Here is a 9,213-nt window from a genome sequence, read left to right as displayed (position 1 = left end):
TGGTGGTTGAAGCACCGGTGCTGAGTTGTTTGGACCGCGTTACGTACCCTCTTACGACTACTTCATCCATTTCTTTGGAATTGTCTTTCAGGCGGACCAGAATGGTGGTTTGCCCGGGTTTCAGTTTCACACGATACTCCATAAATCCAATTGATTTGAATACCAGTTCTGCTTCGCTCTCTATCATGATAACGAATTCTCCGGAACCATTGGTGGCAGTTAAACTTTTTAAAGGTGAGCCCGAAAAAACGGTCGCCCCTGGGATACCAAGATTGGTCTCATCCGTTACCTTACCACTTAGCTTAATTTTGGTTTGAGCACGGACAAACGTGGCTTTAAAGCAGCACATCAGTACTATCGCTATTATAAAATGTCTCATCGAATAAAATTTGTGGTGGTCATTATTCATCTTCAAACTTTGGATTGTCTTTTTTGAAATGGAAAACGATTTCCCAGTCGCCGGCTCTGAAAATCTTAAAATCCAAACCAAACATAGCTGTGGTTAATCCACCTCCAAATCCCCTTCTGGAGTATTTGATCTCTGCTCTGGCATTTCCTCCATTGGTATATATAGTACCTGCAGAGGTTAGAGGGATCGGGTAAGCCACATCATACTGGACGTGTTCATTGGTCATTTTCCGGTTAAAACCGTGCACCAGCAAGTCCCATTTGGTTTCATTAAATATGGCTGGATTCATAGGGATACTATCTGTGTTCAGAATTTTGAAACGCAAGCTATGCCCGTTTCCTCCTTCGAATCGTCGGATGTAGACCACTACGTCCTTTACATCATCATCACTCCGGAGTGCCTTTTGTGTTTTTGCGCCAATAACATTGTCCAGACGAGGACGGATATAATCTCTCCTGCTTGGGTCGTTAGGCGCTTTCGGATCTCGGTTAACGCCACCGGTAAAGGGATTAATGTCATTACTTGGCGAATATGGTCTTTCTCTCCAGGGACGGATCTGAAAATCTTTCAAAACTATGCTTCCACCTGTATTGGAAATTTTAAGATCAAAGAAACGGGTATCCTGCGCCAGGCTGGTGCTGTCCGTTGGCCTGGGTTCGATCAGCTCATCTGTAGAGCTTGGCCATAAAACGAATTCGCCCGAAGACCTCACTTCAAATAAAGGATGATCTTCCAGTTTCCGCTTCGCTTCTATTTCTTCCAGACTTTTCTCTTTTCCATCGTAAACTGCAGTCCACACATAAGTTGGTTTTACCTGAAAAAGATCGGTCACTTTTCTTCCATCTCCGTAACGGGCATTCTGGATTTCAAAAGTCAACGGAAAACTGGAATTGTCTGATTTAAAACCTCCGTGAAGGTTCCAGCGGCCTATAACGGGTTCTATAATTTTATTATCGTAATTGATGTTTTTACTCAGGTACTCTTTCGCATCAGGAAGATTATAGAGTTTTTTACATGCCGGAAAGACCAGCAGGGCAAGGATTGCACAGTATACTGGCAAATTTATTTTCCTGTTTGACAATACGCTTTGGTTCATATCTCTTTTTTTAATGCTTTTTATTTGGCTAAATTGACTGTCCAGTCTGCAAACTGCATCCCATCGGCTCCATTGTTCCTTGTGATCTGGAGTTTATAAAATTTAAATGCAGTGCGGTTAACAAACCGGAATACCTTTTGCTGTTGTCGATCTTCGAATACCTGATTCGTTTTGCTGTCCAGATAGGTCCAGTTTTCTGCATCCATAGAACCTTGCAGGTTCCAGTCTGAAGGATCCCTTCCCGACTCATCATTTGCAGAGGTAACAGTATAAGCCCCTGCAATGGCTGGCGTAACCAGCTCGAAGGTGAGCTCAACACTATTGCCCTGACCCCAGCCCAATAAGAACTTGGTGAGCGAATTTCCGTCGATCACGTTGTTAGAGCCTTCAACTCCATTAGCCCCGCCGCCATTTTCCCGGGAAACGGTTTGCTTGCCGCCAATGATTTTGAAAAGGTTGGGTGGTGGTGGATTAAAGGTTAATCTGGTAATGAAATTATCAAAGCCAAAGACATGATCTGAAGCCATGACATGCACAATACCGTTTTTTGTATGGATATTGATCGAGCCTGTATTTGCACTAACCCAGTCCTTGTTAAATTGACTTCGCCTGGTATCACTGATCAAAATATACTCCGGACCTCCGGATATATAACCAGAAGAAGTCGATTTAGCCACTTTTGCATGCATTGGATAATTATACCTTGCGGTGGTCAATGACAGGCCGTCTTGCTGACGAAGTTCGTTGGCGGTATATTTTCCTTTAATCATGTACTGGGCCATCATCGTATCCAGCTGCTCATATTTAATGGTAGATAAAGACTGTGCGGGTTTTTCGGATAAAGCATAAAGATTGTTCAAATTGGTAAAGGCAATCTGAAAACCTGGATTGGTAACCGCAAACAGGGTTACGCTGCTATCGTTTAGCAGATGTACTGCCCCAACACGCTCTATAGCCCGTAATAAGGAATCGTAAATGCCGGGTTTACTTTTGAGGTACTCATAAGTAGTACCTTTATATTCCTTGTCTATCGGTTGCGGATCATAATACCCTCCATCCTTTGTGCAGGACAGGCTTATAATAAGTAGGGTAAATAAGATAAAACTGTAGTGTAATTTCTTCATAGCTTTCCAGTTATTTCCAGTAAGAGTTTTGTTGAAGCGCCGGATTTTGTCCGAGAATAGTTGTTGAGAGTGGCCAATAAATGCCATTACGCGCGATCAGGTCTATGAATTTCTGATTACGGGGACGTAAGCGGTTATAACGAACCAGATCGTACCAGCGATGGCCTTCCCCCATAAGCTCACGTTGTCGTTCATGGAAAATGGCACTCAGTAAATCACCGTTCACCACGGCGTCGTAAGCTTTAAGCTTCCTCAACTGCCGGATGGTATTCAGGTTATCTATAGCGCCCTGATTCTCGCCAAGAACAGCCAGGGCTTCCGCACGAAGCAAGGTGATGTCTTCTAAGCGGGTAAATACGACAGCACTGGCAAAGAGCCTGAAACTTGGATCGGTTGTTCCATCCATAATTACCTTCACTTTGCTGAATATTGGGTACTTTCCATTGAAATTAGAGAAATAACGTTCTACGCCAGGACGCCCAAGGGTATCCAAATGAAAGCGTTCGTCATTTTCTTCATTGAAAATGGACAGGATAGAATCCTTGGTCATAAAAATATCCGGCAGGCTTTTATTCACTACCGGTTCTGCCAGCGTAAGTTCTTCCAGATGCCCGGTAAAGGATCCGTCCTGGTGACCGTAGTCAAAATTGAAACCGAACAAATGATTGTATTTTTTTGCGTTAAAAAAGCCTCCGGAAGAACAAAGCTCATCTGTTGAAATATAGCTGTTGCCACCTTTGTTGTAATTGTCCACTACAAATTTGGAATAGGCTGCAACCTCAGGATAATTGCCTTGCCATGCGGCAATATGGGTTAATATTGCGTAAGCAGTTAATTTACGAGCCAGTACTCCATTCCATCGGTTTTCGTCCTCATTGTAATAGCGTCCAGGTTGCTGTATATCGTTTGCGCTGTATTTATAAGGTAAATCTGCTGCTGCCTTAAGAATTTCCTGCTCTGCCCAAACCATCACTTTATCTTTGTCTTCTCTGGGCTTATTTTCGAAACTCCCATCGTGAGAAGTGATGATAAAAGGTACGTCGCCCCATATGCGAACCATGTAGAAATAAGCAAAAGCCCGAAGAAAGCGGATCTGTGCTATATCCACAGTCATATTGTTTTCGGTATACCTTGGATCGGCTATTTTAACATCCCGCACGCGTTCCAGGAAAATGTTTGCCGAATTGATCACTGCATACCAGCGCCTCCAGTTAGACATGGCATCCAGTACTGGATAGGAGGCATTCAGATCATTGTTGATCACAGCCTTCAAATCTTGTCGCGTTGGGCTACTGAATTCGCCGGTACGCACATCTCCATAGATCCAGAATGCATTGTTGTCTACCAGTGCTGCCCGCGTCAATGAATAAGTACCCAGCAATGCTGCCCTGGTATCTTCCAGCGTATTCCACATATTCTTCTCTCCGACAGTGCGGGTAGAATCTATGTCCAGTACATTTTTACATCCTGCAGAAAGAAATCCTGCAAGTAGGAGTAAAAAGTATAATATTCTATTTCCTTTCATATTGTTTCTATTAATGGCTTATATCATTTCTTTTCCAACTATAGCTCCATCCGGATACCAAGGGTGTAGGTTTTGGGAACTGGCATTCCATAACCGGAATCATAGCCTGTATAATCGACCAGCTCCGGGTCTTGTCCGGTATAAGGCGTGATCGTAAACAGGTTATTGGCCGAGCCATAGATGTAAATACGCTCTATTCCTTTCTTTTTGAGCAATGGGCTCAGGTCATAGCCGAGTGAAATGGTGCGCAGCTTCAGGAAGGAAGCATTTTCCAGGAATAAATCCTGGTCAGAACGGTAAGGAATGACTGTACTCCAGGGATTATAGAGGGGATATTTACTGTAATCGCCTCTTTTCTCCCAATAGGTAATCTCTTTAACAGAGGTCATTGCCACCGTTCCTTCCCGATTAATAAAATTAAACCGATTGGCCATTTCCTGGTTGATCAGCTGTCGCCCCAGATTAAAGTAGAGATCAATGCCCAGATTCCAGTTTTTATAGCTGAACTGGTTCTGGAAACCTCCTGAAAGCGTAGGAAGTATATGCCCCATCAAGGTTTTATCCTTTTGATCAATGCGATTATCTCCATTCAGATCTTTCCAGACGGGATCTCCTCCATGGAGCGCAATTCCGCTATAGGTCATGGGTTTACCATTGACTTGTGGAACATCTTTATCTGCATTATAGATTCCTTGATTTTGAAGCAGCCAGTATTGGTCTATAGGTTGCCCAACCTGCAGATATCGATTGCCGATAACCAATTCAGTGCGCCCTCCGGGTAAAGCTTTTAAGCGGTTTTTATTAAGGTTAAAATTCAAGGTACTGGTCCATCCAAAGCCTTTTTTACTGGCTTTAAGTATGTCAACGCCAAACAAAAGGTCTACTCCGGTATTGTTCACATTCATCCCGGGTTCATAAGCCTGACTATAACCATATTCAGCATAGGCGGGAACACCAATCAGTTGGTTCTTGTCATTTTTAGTATAAAAGTCTATACTTCCCCGAAAACGGCTTTTTGCCAGGCCGAAATCAAAACCCACATTCAATTGGTCCGTATAAGCCCATGGAATACCATAACCTACCCATCCAAAAGTATATGGACGGGTCAGTACGGCAAAGGCATTAAATCCCGGAGCAGTCAGGTTCCCCGTAAAACCGGCATCAGCTGTATATTGAGGTCCTTGTGCATAATTATCAAAGGAATTTAGTTTACCTAAACGTCCGGCACTGATCCTGAAATTCAGATCTGAAATAAACTTATTATCGGCCAGCAAATCTTTTTTCACATTCCATCCGGCAGATAGTGTTGGTGTAAATAACCACCTGCTGGTGGGCTGGGCATTAGAAGAGGCGTCTTCTCTTAACAATAAGGAGAAGGTGTATTTCTCGTCAAAACTATAGCTTCCTTTTGCATAAAAAGCTACCAGATTCTGTTTGGTCCTGTCAAGGAATTTATAAACGAGTGGTTTTGGAAAAGCCAGTGGATTCAGGTAATTTCCGTTATTAGGGTCAGATTCCAGCAGATTGATCTTAATGAAATCGTTTACCCCTTTATAGGCATAGCTGTTGTTGTATTTGTAGGTATCCCACTGGGTAGACTGACCGAGCTCTGCGCTCACCAGGTGTTTTTTGTTAAACAGATGTGTATAGGTTAGAAAATTATCAAAAACCATACGTTGATTAAAGCCATAATAATTAGAAGCATAGCTATTGCCCTCCATTAATGTTCTGGGATAAAACAAATCCCTGAAGCCTTCATTGTAGTCTATGGCTAGCCTGGATACGAACTTGAAATCCCCGAAGTCAAAAATCAATTTGCCCTGCCCCTGTACCAGGTTATTAAAATTATGATCAAAACCATTGTCAAATTGACTTAGGTAAGCATCATAATTGATTTTATTGGGCGAAAGCGGAGCCCCCAAATCTGGAATATAAACCATCTGCGCAAACCGGTCACGGAGATTCTTGTTACGCACACGGTTTAAACGTGTACCGTTTACGGATGCTGAAAATTGTAACCATGGCAATGGTTTCATATTCACGTTAAAAAACGCGTTGTATTTATCAAGTCCAGTTTGATCAGCTACCCCGCCAGTTTTAACATTGCCTACTGCAAAGCGAAAACTGGCACGCTCTGAACCACCGGAGATATCTGCATGAATACCATATACTACGGCATTTCTGTAATAGCTATCGCTCCAATTAGAAGGACCATAGTAAGCCGTATTTAAAGAATCGCTTAGATAAAGCGGATAAACATCGTCATCATTATATCTGCCATTTGGTGTATAACGGTCATAAAATTGTTTTCTGAAATTATTCTCATACTCTCCATTAATGGTATTTACGCCAGGACGTTGTGCCATGCCGAAATAAGAATTAAAGCTCACCCGACGTTTAATTCCTGCTTGTTTGGAGGTCAGTAAGATGACTCCGTTTGCCCCTCTCGGACCAAAATAAGCGATTCCGGCAAGGTCTTTTAAGACCACTATACTGGCTATATTGTTGATATCAACTCCCGCCAGTAAGTTGGTTGCCGGGCCGGCTCTGTTATAATCGTATTGCTGGATGTCGAAAGCAAAAGGATGCTCTTCAGTGACAAGAGGAATTCCGTCCAGAACGACCAGTGGCTGCACCTGGTAAACATCTCTTTTAGAGAGCAAGGGTGTACTCAATCCGCGAATGTACATTTGCTGTACAGTTCCGGGCTCTCCGCTGGGCTCCTGCACATACAACCCGGGAGCCTGCCCCTTTAATGCCTGTTGCAGGGAAGTTGCCGGATAAATAGCCAGGTCTGCTGGTTTTTTCGAAACCGATTTCGGAAGCAGGCCTTTAAAAAAAAGTGCTTCCTTCTTTTGTGACAGATCAACTGCCTTCGAGGTGTCCTTCTTGGTAGTATCCTGTTGAAAAAAGACCTTTTCTGCAAAGTTATTGCCGCATAGCGCCAATAAAAAGAAACCTGTTAGTAATAAAACACGCATATTCTTCAGTTAGAGACTGGAGATTTCACGTAAAAAAACAAACAAAACAATTCCCTTCCGGTCAAATTCCTTCTTTGATTTCAAGAAGGAGTCCACCAGTTAAAGCATCGGCCTTAAAGCCAGATCACTGTTATTTAAAAATTGGCTTGAGATGTTTAGTTAAGCGTAGAAATTTCCATTCATATTTATTAATCAGTTTATAATACTTGCTAAAAACCGGATACCACTAAGAACATCAGGCCAAAAAATCCGGCAAAAAGAATTCCTGCTCAATCCAATATTTATCAAAAAATATTTAATTAATTCATCCAAAGAGATTTTCCATAAATCTCTTTTAAGTTAAAATACGATAGATCTTTACGTTAAGATTTTAATAAAGGTGTTGCTGTTCATGATGCTAATTTAGTTTAAATTTGGTTTTTATTATTTTTGATACACTCATCAATGGTAACACTAATATACTCAAGTAAAACGGTTTAGCGAAATTTTAAACCATTTTTTTTACATTTATTATAAAAAAAATGGTATGAATTCTATTCTATTTGAAGTCGCTGCAAACAACAATAACCATTAACTTTTAGTTAACAGTCAATACAAATCCATTGGGCTTATTTTCTGCCAAATCGCCCATTTTCCGGGAATTCGTCATTCCGGCTTATGCCGAAATGACGAAATGAAAAACTGATCTTATCCTCTTTATTTCCCCATAGGATTCATGCTTTTGTCAGGCTGTATTATTCTCTATCTTTTATTGTTCTATTGTGCTACAGTAAATTTATAGGTAGAAACAGAATTGTACTTTTCCCCTGGTTTCAGTACAGTTGAAGGAAAAGATTTTTGGTTGGGGCTATCTGGAAAATGCTGGGTTTCCAGGGCAAAAGCGGTCCTGAAATCATCTTTATGATTTCCTTTCATGGTATTTTTACCCTGCATAAAATTACCGCTATAAAATTGCAGACCGGGCTGGTCCGTATAAACACTCATCACTATCCCGCTCTGATCTCCGGTAACTACGGCAACAGGCTGATCAGGAGTATGAGAATTCAATACAAAATTATGATCATAACCTTTACCATTTTTCAGTTGATCATTTAAAACGTCTACACGATCCCCTATAGTTTTAGCCACGGTAAAGTCAAATGGCGTTCCTTTAACCATAGCAAGTGTGCCTAACGGGATCAATGTAGAATCTACTGGCGTATATTTATCCGCATTAATTTTAACCAGATGTTTTAATATTGTACCACTTTGCTCCCCATTCAGGTTAAAGAAAGCATGATTGGTTAGATTCACTACAGTGTTTTTGTCTGTTACTGCTTCATAGCTTATTTTCAAGGCATTATCGTCAGTAAGCGTATAAATTACTTTCAAATTTAAATTACCGGGGAAACCTTCTTCCATATCTTTAGAGAGATAAGTGAGTTCCAGACTTTGCTTATCCAGGACCTTTGCATCCCAAACGACATCCTGATAGCCTTTTTTGCCTCCATGTAATGTATTTGGTCCATTATTGGTAAATAATGTATATACTTTTCCATCCAGGGTAAATCTGCCCTTAGCAATCCGGTTGCCGTAACGTCCGATAGTTGCTCCGAAATATGGTTCTGTTGATTGTTGATATCCATCCACGCTGTTAAATCCAGCTACTACATCTACCAGTTTTTGATTTTTGTCGGGAACGAGCAAGCTCACGAGTCTTCCACCATAATTGGTGATCAGCGCTTTGCAGCCGCTGTTGTTTTCCAGCGTATACAGGTGAACCTCTTTGCCATCTATTTTCTTTTCAAAAGCTTTTGTGGAAATGCGGCCAGAGTCCAGACCTGTTGCGACCTGCCCTCCATGATTTGAGGAAGAATTGCAAGATGCTGTAAAGATCAGCCCTGCAAGGAGCAGCGGAGAGGCAGTGTATTTTAAATATGTTTTCATCAACAATCTTGTTTTTATTAATTACCTGTTATTCAATTTATAATCAAGTAGCTTAATGGAATAACCACCAACTACACTACGTGCCTGGAAGCCCACTTGTTTACCATCTGTGGTTTCATGCCAATCACTCAGGGGAACCCGGGTTGAGGTTT

7 protein-coding genes are annotated in these 9,213 nt (G+C 41.6%); all 7 read right to left on the bottom strand.

Going from position 1 to position 9,213, the window contains the following annotated elements:
- Positions 1-379 (bottom strand): carboxypeptidase-like regulatory domain-containing protein (locus VNZ46_RS03180; RefSeq protein ID WP_325558627.1); only part of this gene is annotated, 379 nt, incomplete at its 3' end.
- 22 nt (positions 380-401) lie between these two features.
- Positions 402-1,505: a DUF5007 domain-containing protein gene (locus VNZ46_RS03175; RefSeq protein WP_325558626.1), complete on the bottom strand. Its 1,104-nt coding sequence runs from the start codon at positions 1,503-1,505 to the stop codon at positions 402-404.
- Between the two features lie 20 nt (positions 1,506-1,525).
- On the bottom strand, positions 1,526-2,629 hold the full coding sequence (locus VNZ46_RS03170; RefSeq protein ID WP_199075408.1) for a discoidin domain-containing protein: 1,104 nt from the start codon (positions 2,627-2,629) through the stop codon (positions 1,526-1,528).
- Positions 2,630-2,639: 10 nt separating this feature from the next.
- Positions 2,640-4,154, bottom strand: coding sequence for a RagB/SusD family nutrient uptake outer membrane protein (locus VNZ46_RS03165; protein ID WP_325558625.1), 1,515 nt, complete (start codon positions 4,152-4,154; stop codon positions 2,640-2,642).
- A 38-nt stretch (positions 4,155-4,192) separates the two neighbouring features.
- Positions 4,193-7,135 (bottom strand): SusC/RagA family TonB-linked outer membrane protein, encoded by a 2,943-nt coding sequence (locus VNZ46_RS03160; protein WP_325558624.1) that lies wholly within the window; start codon positions 7,133-7,135, stop codon positions 4,193-4,195.
- A 756-nt stretch (positions 7,136-7,891) separates the two neighbouring features.
- Complete coding sequence (locus VNZ46_RS03155) at positions 7,892-9,061, bottom strand: aldose epimerase family protein (protein ID WP_325558623.1); 1,170 nt, start codon at positions 9,059-9,061, stop codon at positions 7,892-7,894.
- Between the two features lie 21 nt (positions 9,062-9,082).
- Positions 9,083-9,213: glutaminase domain-containing protein (locus VNZ46_RS03150; protein WP_325558628.1), on the bottom strand; the 131-nt coding region annotated here is incomplete at its 5' end.

The organism is Pedobacter sp. (genome assembly GCF_035566355.1).
Classification (GTDB): domain Bacteria; phylum Bacteroidota; class Bacteroidia; order Sphingobacteriales; family Sphingobacteriaceae; genus Pedobacter.
Note: the sequence above shows the minus strand (reverse complement) of the source record. Positions and strands in the feature narration are given on the sequence as shown.

What these genes read in the sequence shown, in the direction of transcription:
- VNZ46_RS03175 (WP_325558626.1), bottom strand. Translation starts at nt 1,505, where the DNA reads ATGAACCAAAGCGTATTGTCAAACAGGAAAATAAATTTGCCAGTATAC.
- VNZ46_RS03170 (WP_199075408.1), bottom strand. Translation starts at nt 2,629, where the DNA reads ATGAAGAAATTACACTACAGTTTTATCTTATTTACCCTACTTATTATA.
- VNZ46_RS03165 (WP_325558625.1), bottom strand. Translation starts at nt 4,154, where the DNA reads ATGAAAGGAAATAGAATATTATACTTTTTACTCCTACTTGCAGGATTT.
- VNZ46_RS03160 (WP_325558624.1), bottom strand. Translation starts at nt 7,135, where the DNA reads ATGCGTGTTTTATTACTAACAGGTTTCTTTTTATTGGCGCTATGCGGC.
- VNZ46_RS03155 (WP_325558623.1), bottom strand. Translation starts at nt 9,061, where the DNA reads ATGAAAACATATTTAAAATACACTGCCTCTCCGCTGCTCCTTGCAGGG.